Consider the following 14,161-nt stretch of genomic DNA (forward strand, 5'->3'; position numbering starts at 1 on the left):
TTTTTACTCACCCGCCCACCCCCTATAACTACACTCCATCAAGCGCCGCAAGCTTCATTTGTTTATAAGCCACCGGGCCCGGACGACCACGGTCGTCCGGGCCCTTCGCGTGCTGCCGCACGTGGGGCAGCCACATCGGGGCCCCGGCCGGGCCAGGACCCCACCGGCCGTGTTTCGGCCAGATCAACCGGACTGTGGCGCATGTCATACCCCCGGTGAGGGAATTGCTGGGGGCATGACAGAAGACGCCAGAGTGAGTGGGCTGTCGGACGAAGAGCGGCTGGCCCAGCTCGGTTACACGCAGGTTCTCGCCCGCCGCATGTCGGCGTTCTCCAACTACGCGGTCTCCTTCACGATCATCTCGGTCCTGTCGGGCTGCCTGACGCTCTACCTGTTCGGCATGAACACCGGCGGCCCGGCGGTGATCACCTGGGGCTGGGTGGCGGTGGGGCTCATGACCCTGTTCGTCGGGCTCGCGATGGCCGAGATCTGTTCGGCGTACCCGACCTCCGCGGGCCTGTACTTCTGGGCCCACCGCCTCGCCCCGCCGCGTACGGCGGCGGCCTGGGCGTGGTTCACGGGCTGGTTCAACGTCCTCGGCCAGGTCGCCGTGACCGCCGGCATCGACTTCGGCGCGGCCTCGTTCCTGGGCGCGTACCTGAACCTGCAGTTCGACTTCGAGGTCACGCCCGGCCGTACGATCCTGCTCTTCGCGGGGATCCTCGTCCTGCACGGCCTGCTGAACACCTTCGGCGTACGGATCGTCGGCCTCCTCAACAGCGTCAGCGTGTGGTGGCACGTCGTGGGCGTCGCGGTCATCGTCGGCGCGCTGACCTTCGTACCGGACCACCACCAGTCCGCGTCCTTCGTCTTCACGGAGTTCGTGAACAACACCGGCTGGGGCAGCAGCTTCTACGTGGTGCTGCTGGGCCTGCTGATGGCGCAGTACACCTTCACCGGGTACGACGCCTCGGCGCACATGACGGAGGAGACGCACGACGCGTCCACGGCCGGTCCCAAGGGCATCGTCCAGTCCATCTGGACGTCGTGGATCGCGGGCTTCGTCCTCCTTCTCGGCTTCACGTTCGCGATCCAGTCGTACGACGGCGCCCTCACGTCACCGACGGGCGTACCGCCGGCCCAGATCCTCCTGGACGCGCTCGGCGCGACGGCGGGCAAGCTCCTGCTCCTCGTCGTCATCGGCGCGCAGCTCTTCTGCGGCATGGCGTCCGTGACGGCCAACTCCCGCATGATCTACGCCTTCTCGCGTGACGGGGCGCTGCCGTACTCCAACCTCTGGCACACGGTGAACCCGCGCACCCGTACGCCCGTCGCGGCGGTGTGGCTCGCGGCGCTGGGCGCGCTGGTCCTCGGCCTGCCGTACCTGATCAACGTGACGGCGTACGCGGCGGTGACGTCGATCGCCGTGATCGGCCTCTACATCGCGTACGTCATCCCGACGCTGCTGCGGCTGCGCAAGGGCGAGGCGTTCGAACGGGGGCCGTGGCATCTGGGCCGCTGGTCCCGCCCGATCGGCATCGTGGCGGTCGTCTGGGTGGGCGTGATCACGATCCTCTTCATGCTCCCCCAGGTCTCCCCGGTCACCTGGGAGACCTTCAACTACGCCCCCATCGCGGTCCTGGCGGTTCTCGGCTTCGCGGCGGCGTGGTGGTTCGCCTCGGCCCGCCACTGGTTCCTCAACCCGGACCACGAACGCACCCGCGCCCGAGAAGCGGCCCGAGCGGGCGCCCCGGAGCCGCTCGATCCATGACCTCCCGACCCTTCGGCGCGGCCGGGACACCGATACCCGATCGGAGTCCCGGCCGCGTCCGGCTATGCTCGTTCCTGCGTCGACCATGGTCGGTGCGTGCGCCGGCGTCGGCCGACGCACGGACCCTTAGCTCAATTGGCAGAGCAGTGGACTTTTAATCCATTGGTTGTGGGTTCGAGTCCCACAGGGTCTACACGAAAGCCCCCAGCTCAGAGGTACTTGAGCTGGGGGCTCGTTTCGTTCGTCAGGCCTGACGGGGTTCGCCCGTCGCCGGGCGGCCGTTCCACGACGAAGGAACCCTTGCCGCGCACCGTGACGATGAGCCCGCGCTCACGCAGTTCCTGAGCGGCCCGCCGAGCGGTGAGCCGGGCCACACCGTACTCGGCTTCTCTTCTGTCCGGGTACCGGCACGCGGCGGCGTACTCGGCATCGGGCCTACCTCTGTCTCTTCGCATCACCGCCGTGCGGCACCCACCCCGTACGGGCTCGTCGACCGCGACCCGGAAGCCGCACTGCGGCAGCGGCGTCGGCTCGCCCTCGTGCTCGCCGCCGATCTCGGGGTCGATCTCGACTCGCAGCTGATCGGTGCGCGGGAGGTGGCCGCCTGATGGAGCGTCCTCTCGGTCCCGCAGCCCGTCTGCTGCCCTGGCAGTCGCTCGACGGGAAGCCCTGTTACCTCGGCGCGGACAGCGGCGGCGGGTATCTGTCACGGCTCGCCGACGACCTGGAGAGCGTCCTGCTCGCCACGGGCGCCGACGTGCTCGACCTCGCCCGCCCGTTGCTGGACGACCCGGCGTCACCGCCCGCGGAGCTGCGCTTCGCCGGACGCCGGCTAGCCGAGTGCCTGACCGGCGCCCTGCGCGTCGCCGCGTCGCGGGGCTTGCGCCTGTCCGGAGCCGAGTAGCCACTCCGGAGGTCCGGCCCGGTGGGCGCGTTGTGTACACATGGTGCACTCGGTACTCTTGAGCGCATGACCCAGATGCCCATAGAGTCCATCCGCGACGTGCGCGCCCACCTGGCCGAGGTGGTCGAGCGGGCCGACCGGGACGACACCCCCACGGTCATCACACGGCGGGGCAAGGAAGTGGCCGCCGTCGTGTCGATCGAGGTCCTGCGCAGGTATCAGGAGTGGGAAGAGCGCGAGATCAACCGGATCATCGACGAGCGCATGGCGAACACGGCGGACGGCGTTCCGATCGAGGACGTCATGAGGGAAACGCTGGCACGTGGTGAATGAGCCCGGCGCGCATGCGTATCGCACCGTCTTCCGGCCGGAGGCCCGGTCGGAACTGCGCAAGATCCCGCGGGCTGCCGCGCTGCGCATCCTCGCCAAGCTGACGGAGCTGGAGACGGACCCGCTCGGCTTCCACACCACCGCACTGGTCTCGCAGCCGGACCGGCGCCGCCTCCGCGTCGGGGACCACCGAGTCATCTACACGCTCGACAACGGGGAACTGGTGGTGTGGGTGGTCCACGTCGGACACCGGTCCACCGTCTACGACGTATGACCGTGCGGCTACCGGGGACCACGTGAGGGGCTCACGTCACGAGCTCACGGGCTCACGTGATCACCAGCAACGCCCCCACATCACCACCGCCAGCGCCGGCAGCAAGTAGGCGATCAGGACGATCGAGCGGCCTCGGCCCCGGCCCTCGCCGCGGGTGGACCAGCTCGACCACGTCGCCGCGTACTCCGGCAGGCGTTCCACCGCTCGGCGCTGTACGTGCTGGTAGTACAGGCGGTGCCGGTGGCCGACGTACAGCCAGGTGAGGGCCAGTACGAGGCCGAAGGCGGCCAGGACGCGTGCTGCCACGAGGTGGTGCTCCGAGGTGAGGAGCGTCGTGTACGCCACGGCGAACAGCGACTGGCCCACCAGGAAGAGGTTGCCCCGCTGGAACAGCATCGTGTTCTCGTGCAGCGTGTGCTGCCAGAGTCTGCCGTCCTCCGCGATGCGCTGCGTGTGCGCCAGTGCCTGGGCCCGTGCGTCGGCGTCGCTGTCGTCCCCCATGTTCACCGTTCTGCCCCGCCGGACCGCGGAGTCACCGCTTCCGTAAGCGGCGGCCAGTCGCGTCAGCCCGCCGTGAGCTTCGCCAGGGGGAGTGTGTGCTGGGTCTGGAGGACCTTCGCCCGTAGGTACAGGACGTTGTGGGCCGTCGTGAACACGCCCGTCGGGACGCGGTGTCGTACGTCGATGCCGAGCGTCCGGAGCTGCTCCGCCTTGTCGGGGTTGTTGGACAGCAGGTCCAGCTCCGTGATGCCGAGCGCCGTCAGCATCTGGGCCGCCGCCGTGTAGTCGCGGGCGTCCTCGGGCAGGCCCAGGGCCGTGTTGGCGGCGTACGTGTCGAGACCCTCGTCCTGGAGGGCGTACGCGTCGAGCTTGTTGTAGAGGCCTATGCCGCGGCCCTCCTGGCGGAGGTAGAGGAGGACGCCGCCGCGCTCGGCGATCTGCTCGACGGCCTCGCGCAGCTGCGGCCCGCAGTCGCAGCGCGAGGAGCCGAAGGCGTCGCCCGTCAGGCACTCGGAGTGCAGGCGGACCAGGGGCGTGGCGCCGGCGGGGTCGCCGAGGATCATCGCCACGTGTTCCTGGCCGTCGGTCAGGCCGTGGAAGGTGACCAGTTCGGCGTCGACGCTGTAGCCGTCGTGGAAGCGCAGGGGCACCCGGACGCGCGAGCGCTGGGTGGCGGCGGGGTAGTCGGGCATGCGGGTACTCCGGTCCACGTTCCTCATCTGCTTCAGATTTGAAGCAGATCCTCGAATCGAGACCCTAACCCATGCTTTAAAGTTAAAGCAATCGATATCGCCCGCCATCAGGCACCAGGTGGCGGCCTACGCGCACGGGCCCGGCGAGCGGCGGCGCCACGGGACGTCGTCCGGCGGGGCCTGCGCGTCGTCGCCCTCCAGGCCCCGCGCGACACTCGCGCAGATCTCCTCCAGCTGCCCCACCTGCTCCGGGGTGAGCCGGTCGAAGAGGGTCGCGCGGACCGTCTCCACATGGCCGGGAGCCGTACGCTCCAGCAGCGTCATCCCGTCGTCGGTCAGGACCGCGGTACTGCCGCGCCTGTCACTGGGGCAGCCCTCGCGGCGTACCGCCCCGTCCTTCTCCAGGCGCGTCACCGCGTACGTCAGCCGGCTGCGCGTGATCTTCGTCCGCTCGGCGAGATCGGTCATGCGCAGGCGGCGGTCCGGTGCCTCGGAGAGGTTGGCCAGGATGGAGTAGTAGACATGTGGCATACCGGCCTCCTGCTGGAGCTGCCGGTCGATCGCGTCCTCCAGGAGGTGGGAGGCGGCGATGTAGGCGCGCCAGGCGCGCTGCTCCTCGGGGGTGAGCCAGCGGGTCGTCATGCCCCCAGTGTAAGTTTGCTTCAAACTTGAACCAAGCCGAGCCGAAGGCAGCACGTCCCAGGGCCAAGCCGAGCCGAAGCCCGGGACCGGGCCCCGCCCCACCCGCCTCGCTGCCCCACCCACCCCGCGAAAGAGAGCGCGTCCATGCCCCACCCCCACGTCCTGTTGTCCGCCGCCGTCTCCCTCGACGGCCGTCTGGACGACACCGGCCCCGAACGGCTGCTGCTCTCCGGCCCCGCCGACTTCGACCGGGTCGACGAGGTACGGGCCGACTCCGACGCCATCCTGGTCGGCGCGGGCACCCTGCGCGCCGACAACCCGCGGCTCCTCGTGAACTCCGCCGAGCGCCGCGCCGCCCGCGTCGCCGCCGGCCGGCCCGCGTACCCGCTGAAGGTCACCGTCAGCGGCACCGGCGACCTGGACCCCGCCGCCAACTTCTGGTCCACCGGCGGCGAGAAGGTCGTCTACACGACGGACGAGGGCGCCGTGACGGCCGCCGAGGCCCTGCACGGGCTCGGCGTCGACGTCGTCCCCGTGGGGCCCGGACTGGACTGGCGGGCCGTGCTCACCCACCTCCACGACGTCCGCGGCGTACGGCGGCTCATGGTCGAGGGCGGCGGCCGGGTCCACACCCAGCTCCTCCAGCAGGGCCTCGCCGACGAACTGCAGCTCGCCCTCGCGCCCCTCGTGGTGGGCCAGCCGCACGCGCCGAAGCTCTTCGGGGACGGCGAATACCCCGGCGGCCCCCGCAGCCGGCTGTGGCTGATCGAGACCCGGCCCGTGGGAGACGTGGTGCTCATGCGGTACGTGCCCACCGCGCCCGGCACCGGACCTGTACCCTCCGCCGCCGACCACCGGTGGCTGGCCCTCGCCTGCGAACTCGCCGCCGAGTGCCCGCCCTCGCGGACCGCCTTCAGCGTCGGCGCGGTCGTCGTCGCGGCCGACGGCACGGAACTGGCCCGCGGGTACTCCCGCGAGTCCGACCCCGTCTCGCACGCCGAGGAGGCCGCGCTCGCCAAGATCGCGCCGGACGACCCCCGGCTGACGGCCGCCACGGTCTACAGCAGCCTGGAGCCCTGCGCCCGCCGCGCCTCGCGGCCCGCGCCCTGCGCCCGGCTGATCCTCGACGCGGGCGTGCGCCGGGTCGTCACCGCGTGGCGCGAGCCCGACACGTTCGTGGCCGCCGCCGACGGCAACGGCCTGCTCGCGGCGGAGGGCGCCGACGTCGTCGTACTCCCGGAGCACGAGAGCGCGGCCAAGGCACCCAACCGCCACCTGAACCGGGGCTGACATCTGCCCGTGTGCGCGGGGTCCCGCGAATGGCGTACAGTGGTCTCAACGACGCGGGGTGGAGCAGCTCGGTAGCTCGCTGGGCTCATAACCCAGAGGTCGCAGGTTCAAATCCTGTCCCCGCTACTGAAGGCCTGAGGCCGGAATCCAATGGATTCCGGCCTCAGGTGTTTTACGTTCCTCTGTGCCGTCCCCGCGCCGGCGCTCACTCGCCCGGTCCCCGTCCGCTCGCCCCGCCCCGCCGGTCCCGGAACCCTGGACGGAGCGAGGTGGTCGAGGGCAGGAGACACGTGATCGGGCGTCGAGCGGTCGAGCAGCGGTCGCCGGGCTCCGCCGGGCCGCCGCCGGACAAGCGGACCGGCCTCTACCCCCGTACCCGCGCGGTCGTCCGCGTGCTCCCCGCACTGCTGATCGTCGCGGGTGTCTTCTACGACGTCCTCACCCCGCAGTACTTCACCGCCGCGCCCTTCCTCTCGGCCGCCTCGCTCGTCGCCGCGCCCCTGCTGTCGCTCGGCGCCACCGTGTGGACGGGCGTCGCGGGCACGGCGGCCATGGCGCTGGTGACCGTGCGGTTCGCCGTCGACGCGAGCGGGATCACCGAGATCGCGACCGTGGCCACGGTCGCCTGCCTCGCCGTCGTCATCAACCGGCTCGTGAGCCTGGGCAACGCCCGGCTGGCCTCCGCCCACGAGATCGCCGAGGCCGCCCAGCGGGCCGTCCTGCCCGAACCCGCCGCGCGCACCGGCGGCCTCGACCTCGCGGTCCGGTACGTGGCCGCGCAGACCGACGCCCTCATCGGCGGCGACCTCTACGCCGTGCAGGACACCCCGCACGGCGTACGGCTCGTCGTGGGCGATGTGAGGGGGAAGGGCATGGGCGCGGTCGCCGCCGTGGCCGTCGTCATCGGGGCCTTCCGGGAGGCCGCCGAACAGGAGAGCACGCTGGAGGGGGTCGCCCAGCGGCTGGAGCGGTCGCTGATGCGCGAAGGGGTGCGGCGCGACAGCGTCGAGGTCTTCGAGGGTTTCATCACCGCCGTGCTCGCCGAGATCCCGCACGGCGCCCAGCGCGTACGGCTCGTCAACCGCGGCCATCCCGGGCCGCTCCTGCTGCGTGGCGACGGAACCGTACGCACGCTCGCCGCGGCGGAACCCGCGCTGCCGCTCGGGATGGGCGACCTGGGCGCCTGGCCCGACCGCGCGCAGGAGGAGGAGTTCCCGGGCGGGGCCATGCTGCTCTTCCACACGGACGGGCTGTCCGAGGCCCGGGACGGGCGGGGTGTGTTCTTCGATCCGGCGGCACGGCTGTCCGGGCGCCGGTTCGCCGGGCCCGACGCGCTGCTCGCCGAGGTGGTGGACGACGTGTTCCGGTACACCGGGGGCGGCGGTACGGACGACATGGCACTGCTCGCCGTTCGCCGGCCGTGAGGGAGCCGGGACGCTCTTCCCGACCCATATCACCTGCAGTAGTCGAACGACGCCCCTGCGCATAACAACTGACACACCGTCAGCAAAACCCGTACCCGTGAATGGCGATCAACTCGCCCGATTTACCCCGCTCCCAGCGTTTAAGTCCAGGCCAGGAGCCGTAACGATCATCAAGAACAGCTTGGAATCCGGTGCCTGAGTCTATTAACGTTCGATAACGCAGCGCGGTGTCCCAGCCGTCACAAGAGACGGCTCCGTGCGCACGCGCCGAATCCCGCAAGGGAACCGGGGAACCACCTACATGGGGTGAATCGCGTGTCTTTCGTGGTGGTGAACACCGCGGTTGACGCGCGTAGGAGACCTTCCTGCTCCGAACCCGTCAGCTAACCCGGTAGGCGAGAAGGAAGGAAAGGAGCGCGCCCACGTGGCGTTCAACAGGCCTGCCCCCACACCCTCGTTCATGCCTGACGAGGTGACGGGAGAGACCTCGGGCGAGAAGAAGCCCGACACCTTCGCCTTCGGCGCCCGCAGGGACGACGAGACCTGGGAGCCCTGGAATCCCAGCGCGGACACCGTCGTTCCCGTCCGCGGCAAGCACCGCGTCGCCAAGCAGCGTGGCGGGGGACTCGCCCGCAGCTCCACCGTTCTGGGCGTCGGTGTCATAGCCGCCGTCGGCGCGGGCGGCATGGCCTCCGCGCAGACCGGCAAGCCGCCGGTGTCGATCTCGATCCCCGACCTGCCCAACGTCGGCTCGCTGATCTCCGACGACGAGGCCCCCGAGGGTTCCAGCACGGCGCTCACCGCCGCGGGACTCACCGAGGCCGACGCCGAGGAGGGCAACGCCGACGCCGGCGAGGCCCTGCGCTCGCGCATCATGCTCCAGGCCGAACTCCAGCAGGACCAGGTCGACCGCGAGGCCCAGGCCGCAGCCGAGGCCGCCGCCGCGAAGAAGGCCGCCACGCTCGCGGCCAAGGAGCAGGACGCGGCGAAGGCCAAGGCCGCCGCCGCGAAGGCGAAGAAGGAGGAGGAGGCCAAGGCGAAGGCCGAGGCCGCACGCCTCGCCGAGCTGGCCAAGCAGTTCACACTGCCCACCTCCTCGTACACGATCACCTCCACCTTCGGGCAGTCCGGCTCGCTCTGGTCCTCCGGTCAGCACACGGGTCTGGACTTCGCCGCTCCCACGGGTACCCCGATCAAGGCCATTCACAGCGGCACGATCACCGAGGCGGGCTGGAGCGGCTCGTACGGCTACCGCACGGTCCTCACGCTCGACGACGGTACGGAGCTGTGGTTCGCCCACCAGTCGTCGATCGGCGTCAGCGTCGGGCAGAAGGTCAGCACGGGCGACGTCATCGGGCGCGTGGGTGCCACCGGGAACGTCACCGGGGCGCACCTCCACCTGGAGGTCCACACGGCCGGCGGCACCGGGATCGACCCGATGGCCTGGCTGCGCGGCAAGGGCCTCAACCCGTAAAGCCTCAATCCGCAAGCCGGTGTCCGTGCCCTGCGGGGCCGCGATGTCGCGGAGTATGGAATACGGCCGTCCGGTTCGGCCGTTGGTTTTGGCATGACTTCTCTTCGCAGGCTGGGTTCGTCCGACCTTGAGGTGTTTCCGCTCGCCCTGGGCGGCAACGTCTTCGGCTGGACCGCCGACCGGGCCGACTCCTTCGCCGTCCTCGACGCGTACACGGCCGCCGGCGGGAACTTCGTGGACACCGCCGACGCGTACTCGGCCTGGGCGCCGGGCAACGAGGGCGGCGAGTCCGAGACCGTCATCGGCGAGTGGCTGACCGCGCGCGGCAACCGCGCCGACGTCCTCATCGCCACGAAGGCCGGCGCGCATCCCGCGTACAAGGGCCTCTCCCCGGCGAACGTCAAGGCCGCGGCCGAGGCGTCGCTGCGCCGGCTGCGGACGGACCACATCGACCTCTACTACACCCACTACGACGACCCCTCCGTGCCGGTCGAGGAGTTCCTCGGAGCCCTGGACGAGCTCGTGCGCTCCGGCAAGGTGCGCGCGATCGCCGCGTCCAACATCTCCGCCGAGCGGCTCCAGGAGTCCCTGGACGCCTCCGACCGCGAGGGGCTGGTGCGGTACGTGGCGCTGCAGGCCCAGTACAGCCTGGTGTCGCGTGACACGTACGAGGGTCCGCTGCAGGAGGTCGCCTCGCGCGGCGGACTGGCCGCGGTCCCCTATTACGGGCTCGCCTCGGGCTTCCTCACCGGCAAGTACCGGGCGGGCGCGGACGTCGACAGCCCGCGGGCCGGTGCGGCGGGCAAGCATCTCGCGTCGGAGCGGGGGCAGCGGGTGCTGACCGCGCTCGACGAGGTCGCCCAGGACCGCGGCGCCGAGCTCGCCACCGTGGCCCTCGCCTGGCTGGCCTCCCGCCCCACGGTCGCCGTCCCCCTGGCCAGCGCCCGCACCCCGTCCCAACTCCCGGCACTGCTGTCGGTGGCGGACCTCACCCTGACGGACACCGACCTCACGAAGCTGACGCACGCGTCGGAGTGACCCTCGCGGGGCGGGGGGCAGGGTTGGGGCGGGCTTGCGTTGTTGCTTTGGCTTTTAGGGGCGCGGGGAACTGCGCGCCCAGCCCGAGACGGCCCGCACCGGGCACTCGACCCCAGGCACCGCGGCGCCACTCCCAAGGGGCGCGGGGAACTGCGCAATACGACGTCAGGACCGGTACGGGTTGTACGCCGGGTAAGGCGGCGGATACCCATACCCCGGCCCGGCCCAGGGCACAGGCACCGGCACCGCCGAAGTCGCCCGCGCCGCGTACGCCAGCGCCGGCCGAGCCGGCTCCCGCCGGGCCCACAGCTCGTGCAGCAGCTCCCGCTCCCGCACGGCGAAGTCGGCACCCGCCCGCCCCCGCCGGCCCCGGTGGCGAAGAAACGCCAGCGACGTCGCGTACGCCTCGTACTCCGCCACCGCCCGCCCCGCATCGCGCCCGCCGTGATGCGTGGCGTACTCCCGCGCCAGCCGCCGCGCCTTCATCGAGCCGAGCACGAACGGCTCGGGCGCGGCCAGCCACCCCGCGACGGCGTACGAGGGCAGCTCCGTGCGGACCGTGCCGAGTTCGCGCTGCCGCGTCCAGACGGCCAGCCAGGTGAGCAGCCCGAAGGACGGGACCATGAACGCCGCGTAGACCGCGAAGAAGCCGTACTCCCCGAACGCCGACGAGCCGTTCCACATCGCGTGCATGCCCATCGCGAGCAGCAGCCCGGTGATGGGCAGGACGACGCGGCGCACCTGGTGGCGGTCCGCGGAGAGCGCCGCGATGCCGAAACCGATGCCCGTCAGCACGGTGAACAGCGGATGCGCGAAGGGCGACATGATCACGCGTACGAAGAAGGTCGCGGCGGTGACGGAGAAGAGGCCCGTGTCGCCGGTGAGCTGGTCCGTGCCGAAGGCCGTGCCCAGATAGAGGATGTTCTCGGTGAACGCGAAGCCGGTCGCCGTGACGCCCGCTATCACCACGCCGTCGACTATCCCCGTGAAGTCCCGTCTGCGGAACAGGAAGACGAGCAGGACCGCCGCCGCCTTCGCCGACTCCTCGACGATCGGCGCTATCACCGTCGCGCCGAGGGTGTCCGCGTGGGACGGGTCCGCCGTGGCCGTCGCTATCCACTGCGTCGCGAAACTGTTCGCGACGATGGCTATCAGCGCGGCCGCGCAGGCGCCCCACGCGAAGGAGAAGAGCAGATTTCTCCAGGGCCCCGGATCCACCCGGTCCAGCCAGCGGAACGCGGCGACGAGCAGGGGCACGGGGAAAATGGCGAGGCCGAGGCCCACCAGGAAGCCCTCCGTGCCGGTCTGTTTGCGGACGAGGGCCAGGATGACCAGGCCCGACAGGGCGAGCAGGGTGGTCAGCGCGGCGTAGCGCACCCACTTGCGCTGCCACCAGTGTGCGTGCCGACGGGCGCCTCCGGCGGGGAAGCCGGGGGGTGTCGGGGGTGGGGGGCTGGTGGCCATGACAAAAACCCTAACGAGGGAGGGGCTCGGCCCGCGAGAGTGCCCCGTCCCGGGGGTGGGGGAGCGGCTCAGGTGCCCGTGCTGTCCGTACCGCTGTCCGTGCCGTCGTTGTTGTCCGTGCCATGCGGTACGCGGCGGAACAGGAGATCGTTCACCACGTGGCCCTTGTCCAGGCCCTGGGCCTCGAAACGGGTCAGCGGCCGGAAGTCGGGACGCGCCGCGTAGCCGGTGGCGGGGCCGTCGGGGCCGGTCGGGGGCGCGGGCTGGGCGTTCTCGAAGTCCGGGTGCGCGGAGAGAACTTCCAGCATGACTTCGGCGTACGGCTCCCAGTCCGTCGCGCAGTGCAGCAGCGCGCCGGGGCGGAGGCGGGACGCGGCGAGGGTGAGGAACTCCGGCTGGATCAGACGCCGCTTGTGGTGGCGCTTCTTGGGCCAGGGGTCCGGGAAGTAGACGCGCAGGCCGGCGAGGGAGTCCGGGGTCAGCATCTCGCGGAGCAGGATGATCGCGTCGCCGTTGGCCACGCGGATGTTGGACAGGCCGGCCCGGTCCGCGAGGTTCAGCAGGTTGCCCTGGCCGGGGGTGTGGACGTCCACGGCGAGGATGCCGGTGCCGGGGTCGGCGGCGGCCATCTGCGCGGTCGCCTCGCCCATGCCGAAGCCGATCTCCAGGACGACGGGGAGGTCGGCCGCGAAGAGTTCGGCGAGGTCGAGGGTGCGCTGCCCGTCGATGTCCAGGCCCCACTTGGGCCAGAGCCGTTCCAGCGCGTCCGCCTGGCCCTGGGTGACGCGGCTGCGGCGGGGCTGGAAGCTGCGGATCCGTCGCTCGAAGTGCGAGCCTGCCGGGTCGGGCTGGGGGCCGTCGGGGAAGCGGGGTTCGTTTCTGGGGCGGGGGGTTCTGGATGCGTCAGACACAGTGGGTCGATTTTACGCGTCGGGTGCGGGTGCGGGTCCGTTGCCGGTCCGTGGCGGGTGGGTGGGTGCGGGCCGGTCCGTCGTGGGTCGGGGCCGTGCCGGTACGTCGAGTCCGCCGCCCCCGGGCATACGGAACTCAGCTGACAGGGCGGGCCTTGTTCGGAAGGGCTACGCGGCGGACTGCGACGTACCGGCACGGCCCCTCGCGTGCGCTGTCGCCGGTCAGACGGCCGCCAGGGCCTTGAGGGCTCGCTGGGCCACCTCCCGGCCGATGGGGAGGGAGGCCGTGGCCGCGGGGGAGGGGGCGTTGAGCACGTGGACCGTACGGGGGCCCTCCTGGATCAGGAAGTCGTCGACCAGGGTGCCGTCGCGCAGGACCGCCTGGGCGCGGACGCCTGCGGGGGTCGGGATCAGGTCGTCCGAGGTGATGGCCGGGAGCAGGCGGCGGACCGCGCGGGTGAAGGCGGCCTTGGACAGGGAGCGGTGCAGTTCTCCGGTGCCGTAGCGCCAGTGGCGGCGGGCTATGTGCCAGGAACCGGGCCAGGCGAGGGTCGCACCCAGTTCGCGGGGGCGGACGGTTCGCCAGTCGTAGCCCTCGCGGGCCAGGGCCGGAACCGCGTTCGGGCCGACGTGGACGCTGCCGTCGATGCCTCGGGTGAGGTGGACGCCGAGGAAGGGGAACGCGGGGTCGGGGACGGGGTAGACGAGGCCGCGGACCAGGTCGGGGCGGGCGAGGGTGTAGTACTCGCCGCGGAAGGGGACGATCCGCATGTTCGGTTCGTCGCCCGCGAGGCGGGCGATCTCGTCGCAGTGGAGGCCGGCGCAGTTGACGAGGACGCGGGCGCGGACGACCGTGCCGTCGTCCGTGCGGACGGCCACGCCGAGGTCGGGCCGGCGGTCGATGTACGCGGCCTTCGTGGCGTACCTGATCCGGGCGCCGGAGGCGTTCGCGAGGTGCCCGGCCACGGCGCCGTAGTCGCACACCCCGGTGGTGGAGACGTGGATCGCGGCGAGGCCCCGTACCTCGGGTTCGTACTCCTCGATCTGGGGGGCGCCCAGTTCCCGCACCGGAATGCCGTTCTCCCGGCCCCGCTGGACGAGGGCGTGCAGACGGGGGAGCTCGTCCCGCTCGGTGGCGACGATCAGCTTGCCGGTCACCGCGTGCGCGATGTCGTACTCGGCGCAGAACTTGACCATCTCGGCCGCGCCACGCGCCGCGAACTGTGCCTTCAGGGAGCCGGGGCGGTAGTAGATCCCGCTGTGGATGACTCCGCTGTTGCGTCCCGTCTGGTGCCGGGCCGGGCCGGCCTCCTTCTCCAGCACTGTCACGCGCGTGCCCGGGGCGGCACGCGTGATCGCGTACGCCGTCGACAGACCGACGATCCCGCCGCCGATCACCAGCACGTCACAGTCGTAAGCGATCTCCCGCACCATCCGCCCACCCAC

At 71.4% G+C, this 14,161-nt stretch carries 15 protein-coding genes, 2 tRNA genes and 1 riboswitch; of the genes, 10 read left to right on the forward strand and 7 right to left on the reverse strand.

What is annotated here, in order from left to right; genetic code table 11:
* The first annotated feature begins 235 nt into the window (after positions 1-235).
* Together ACFVH5_RS32880 and ACFVH5_RS32885 are read left to right on the forward strand one after the other, a co-directional pair.
* The gene (locus ACFVH5_RS32880; protein WP_385837363.1) at positions 236-1,771 is read left to right on the forward strand and encodes an amino acid permease; all 1,536 of its coding nucleotides are present in this window, start codon (positions 236-238) and stop codon (positions 1,769-1,771) included.
* Positions 1,772-1,891: 120 nt separating this feature from the next.
* Positions 1,892-1,964 (forward strand) — tRNA-Lys (locus tag ACFVH5_RS32885).
* A 16-nt stretch (positions 1,965-1,980) separates the two neighbouring features.
* Here the strand turns inward: ACFVH5_RS32885 and ACFVH5_RS32890 are convergent.
* Positions 1,981-2,349, reverse strand: coding sequence for a GntR family transcriptional regulator (locus ACFVH5_RS32890; RefSeq protein WP_385837379.1), 369 nt, complete (start codon positions 2,347-2,349; stop codon positions 1,981-1,983).
* A 29-nt stretch (positions 2,350-2,378) separates the two neighbouring features.
* Between ACFVH5_RS32890 and ACFVH5_RS32895 the strand changes: the two genes are divergently transcribed.
* From ACFVH5_RS32895 to ACFVH5_RS32905, 3 genes are all read left to right on the forward strand, one after another.
* Entirely contained in the window at positions 2,379-2,675 is a 297-nt protein-coding gene (locus ACFVH5_RS32895) for a hypothetical protein (protein WP_385837364.1), read from the forward strand.
* 66 nt (positions 2,676-2,741) lie between these two features.
* Positions 2,742-3,008 carry a type II toxin-antitoxin system Phd/YefM family antitoxin gene (locus tag ACFVH5_RS32900; RefSeq protein WP_381832523.1) on the forward strand — a complete coding sequence of 89 codons (267 nt, stop codon included), beginning with the start codon at positions 2,742-2,744 and terminating at the stop codon, positions 3,006-3,008.
* Positions 3,001-3,279 (forward strand): type II toxin-antitoxin system RelE/ParE family toxin, encoded by a 279-nt coding sequence (locus tag ACFVH5_RS32905; protein ID WP_385837380.1) that lies wholly within the window; start codon positions 3,001-3,003, stop codon positions 3,277-3,279. The genes ACFVH5_RS32900 and ACFVH5_RS32905 overlap by 8 nt, the downstream gene beginning before the upstream one ends.
* Before the next feature lie 60 nt (positions 3,280-3,339).
* On the opposite strand, the gene ACFVH5_RS32910 is transcribed toward ACFVH5_RS32905, so the two are convergent.
* The 3 genes from ACFVH5_RS32910 to ACFVH5_RS32920 form a co-directional block, all read right to left on the reverse strand.
* Positions 3,340-3,780 (reverse strand): hypothetical protein, encoded by a 441-nt coding sequence (locus tag ACFVH5_RS32910; RefSeq protein ID WP_385837365.1) that lies wholly within the window; start codon positions 3,778-3,780, stop codon positions 3,340-3,342.
* A 62-nt stretch (positions 3,781-3,842) separates the two neighbouring features.
* A complete protein-coding gene (gene ribA / locus ACFVH5_RS32915) occupies positions 3,843-4,472 on the reverse strand; it encodes a GTP cyclohydrolase II (RefSeq protein WP_385837366.1) in 630 nt (209 codons plus the stop codon).
* A gap of 126 nt (positions 4,473-4,598) precedes the next feature.
* Entirely contained in the window at positions 4,599-5,114 is a 516-nt protein-coding gene (locus ACFVH5_RS32920; RefSeq protein ID WP_385837367.1) for a MarR family winged helix-turn-helix transcriptional regulator, read from the reverse strand.
* Positions 5,115-5,258: 144 nt separating this feature from the next.
* Here ACFVH5_RS32920 and ACFVH5_RS32925 point away from each other — a divergent pair, with 144 nt between their 5' ends.
* From ACFVH5_RS32925 to ACFVH5_RS32945, 5 genes are all read left to right on the forward strand, one after another.
* Complete coding sequence (locus ACFVH5_RS32925; RefSeq protein WP_385837368.1) at positions 5,259-6,404, forward strand: dihydrofolate reductase family protein; 1,146 nt, start codon at positions 5,259-5,261, stop codon at positions 6,402-6,404.
* A gap of 52 nt (positions 6,405-6,456) precedes the next feature.
* Positions 6,457-6,530, forward strand: a tRNA-Met gene (locus ACFVH5_RS32930).
* 164 nt (positions 6,531-6,694) lie between these two features.
* Positions 6,695-7,828: a PP2C family protein-serine/threonine phosphatase gene (locus tag ACFVH5_RS32935; RefSeq protein WP_385837369.1), complete on the forward strand. Its 1,134-nt coding sequence runs from the start codon at positions 6,695-6,697 to the stop codon at positions 7,826-7,828.
* Between the two features lie 255 nt (positions 7,829-8,083).
* Positions 8,084-8,241: riboswitch (cyclic di-AMP (ydaO/yuaA leader) on the forward strand.
* Positions 8,242-8,252: 11 nt separating this feature from the next.
* Positions 8,253-9,302 carry a M23 family metallopeptidase gene (locus ACFVH5_RS32940; protein WP_384806507.1) on the forward strand — a complete coding sequence of 350 codons (1,050 nt, stop codon included), beginning with the start codon at positions 8,253-8,255 and terminating at the stop codon, positions 9,300-9,302.
* A 93-nt stretch (positions 9,303-9,395) separates the two neighbouring features.
* Entirely contained in the window at positions 9,396-10,340 is a 945-nt protein-coding gene (locus ACFVH5_RS32945) for an aldo/keto reductase (protein ID WP_385837370.1), read from the forward strand.
* Between the two features lie 165 nt (positions 10,341-10,505).
* On the opposite strand, the gene ACFVH5_RS32950 is transcribed toward ACFVH5_RS32945, so the two are convergent.
* The 3 genes from ACFVH5_RS32950 to lhgO form a co-directional block, all read right to left on the reverse strand.
* Complete coding sequence (locus ACFVH5_RS32950) at positions 10,506-11,804, reverse strand: PrsW family intramembrane metalloprotease (RefSeq protein WP_385837371.1); 1,299 nt, start codon at positions 11,802-11,804, stop codon at positions 10,506-10,508.
* 68 nt (positions 11,805-11,872) lie between these two features.
* Complete coding sequence (gene trmB, locus ACFVH5_RS32955; protein ID WP_385837372.1) at positions 11,873-12,715, reverse strand: tRNA (guanosine(46)-N7)-methyltransferase TrmB; 843 nt, start codon at positions 12,713-12,715, stop codon at positions 11,873-11,875.
* Positions 12,716-12,937: 222 nt separating this feature from the next.
* Entirely contained in the window at positions 12,938-14,149 is a 1,212-nt protein-coding gene (gene lhgO, locus ACFVH5_RS32960) for an L-2-hydroxyglutarate oxidase (RefSeq protein WP_385837381.1), read from the reverse strand.
* Positions 14,150-14,161 lie beyond the last annotated feature (12 nt).

The organism is Streptomyces sp. NPDC127119, from assembly GCF_042677425.1.
Taxonomy (GTDB): Bacteria; Actinomycetota; Actinomycetes; order Streptomycetales; family Streptomycetaceae; genus Streptomyces.

Excerpts from the sequence above, each read along its gene's own strand:
- ACFVH5_RS32925 (WP_385837368.1), top strand. The coding sequence starts at position 5,259 with ATGCCCCACCCCCACGTCCTGTTGTCCGCCGCCGTCTCCCTCGACGGC.
- ACFVH5_RS32900 (WP_381832523.1), top strand. The coding sequence starts at position 2,742 with ATGACCCAGATGCCCATAGAGTCCATCCGCGACGTGCGCGCCCACCTG.
- ACFVH5_RS32910 (WP_385837365.1), bottom strand. The coding sequence starts at position 3,780 with ATGGGGGACGACAGCGACGCCGACGCACGGGCCCAGGCACTGGCGCAC.
- ACFVH5_RS32920 (WP_385837367.1), bottom strand. The coding sequence starts at position 5,114 with ATGACGACCCGCTGGCTCACCCCCGAGGAGCAGCGCGCCTGGCGCGCC.
- lhgO (WP_385837381.1), bottom strand. The coding sequence starts at position 14,149 with ATGGTGCGGGAGATCGCTTACGACTGTGACGTGCTGGTGATCGGCGGC.
- ACFVH5_RS32945 (WP_385837370.1), top strand. The coding sequence starts at position 9,396 with ATGACTTCTCTTCGCAGGCTGGGTTCGTCCGACCTTGAGGTGTTTCCG.
- ribA (WP_385837366.1), bottom strand. The coding sequence starts at position 4,472 with ATGCCCGACTACCCCGCCGCCACCCAGCGCTCGCGCGTCCGGGTGCCC.
- ACFVH5_RS32880 (WP_385837363.1), top strand. The coding sequence starts at position 236 with ATGACAGAAGACGCCAGAGTGAGTGGGCTGTCGGACGAAGAGCGGCTG.
- ACFVH5_RS32895 (WP_385837364.1), top strand. The coding sequence starts at position 2,379 with ATGGAGCGTCCTCTCGGTCCCGCAGCCCGTCTGCTGCCCTGGCAGTCG.
- ACFVH5_RS32950 (WP_385837371.1), bottom strand. The coding sequence starts at position 11,804 with ATGGCCACCAGCCCCCCACCCCCGACACCCCCCGGCTTCCCCGCCGGA.